This is a genomic window from Blastomonas sp. CCH1-A6 (assembly GCF_001556365.1).
Classification (GTDB): domain Bacteria; phylum Pseudomonadota; class Alphaproteobacteria; order Sphingomonadales; family Sphingomonadaceae; genus Blastomonas; species Blastomonas ursincola.
The window spans coordinates 1-864 of the sequence record NZ_LSIS01000053.1 but is presented as its reverse complement, the minus strand read 5'-3'; the positions used below and the strand labels follow the sequence as shown (position 1 = coordinate 864).

Sequence of the window (864 nt, the reverse complement as noted above, 5' to 3'; positions counted from 1 at the left end):
CGAACAGCGGCGGCATCTCGCCCTGCGAGATCCCGGCCGGAAACTCGATGAACACCTGTCGGCCGTCGTCGAAAGCGCGCAGCGGCTTCCACGGCGCGCGGTCGCCTTCGATGCGGTAGCGGAAATTGAGCGCGGACACGTCCACGCCGGTCGCCACCGGCGCGGCGTTCGCGGCCGCCGCGTTGCGGCCCGCCAACGCGATCAGCGCGTCCTGCGGATAGGTCCAGCTCACCGACGCCATATAGGTCGCGGCCGTGGCGCGCAGCTCCAGATGATAGGTGCGCCGGTCGGTGTTGATGACCAGGTTGGTGGCGAGGTCGGGTCGGGTGGGCTTGACGAGAACATGCACCCGCGCGGCGGGTCCGCTGCCGCTGATGGTATCGCCAATGATCCAGCGCACGGTGTCGCCGGCCGCGACCGGCCCCGGCCCGACGAGCTGTTCGCCCTCCTGCAACGCGATGTCCGTTACCTGGCCGGGCGCGGTATAGACCTGATAGAGCGCGCCATCGGTCCAGGGATATTGCTGGATGGCGTTGAGGAAGCCGTCGCGCACCGGCTGCACGCGGGCGGCAGCGTTCGCCGCGCCCACGCGCTGGCGAGGATCGGAGGGCTCCGGCGCGCGGGGTGTGTCCGTCACCGGCTTCAACTGACCCGGAAGCGGCAGCGGCTCGGGGATCGCGACCACCTCGACCGCGCGCGGTGGTTCCGGCGCGGGGGTCGCGGCGATCTCGCGCGGCGGATCGTCATAGGCGATGGCCGACGGCTTAACCGACGTGGTGGCGCAGCCCGCAAGCGCGGAAGCGGAGACGAGCAGGACCGCCGAGGCGGAACGGCGAAATGGCGTGTGCGTCATTGCGACAGCTC

General features: G+C 70.7%; 1 protein-coding gene. It reads right to left on the bottom strand.

Annotated elements, in window-relative coordinates; all coding sequences use genetic code 11:
- Positions 1–853: P-type conjugative transfer protein TrbG (gene trbG, locus AX735_RS02200; protein WP_066274959.1), on the bottom strand; the 853-nt coding region annotated here is incomplete at its 3' end.
- Positions 854–864: the final 11 nt, after the last annotated feature.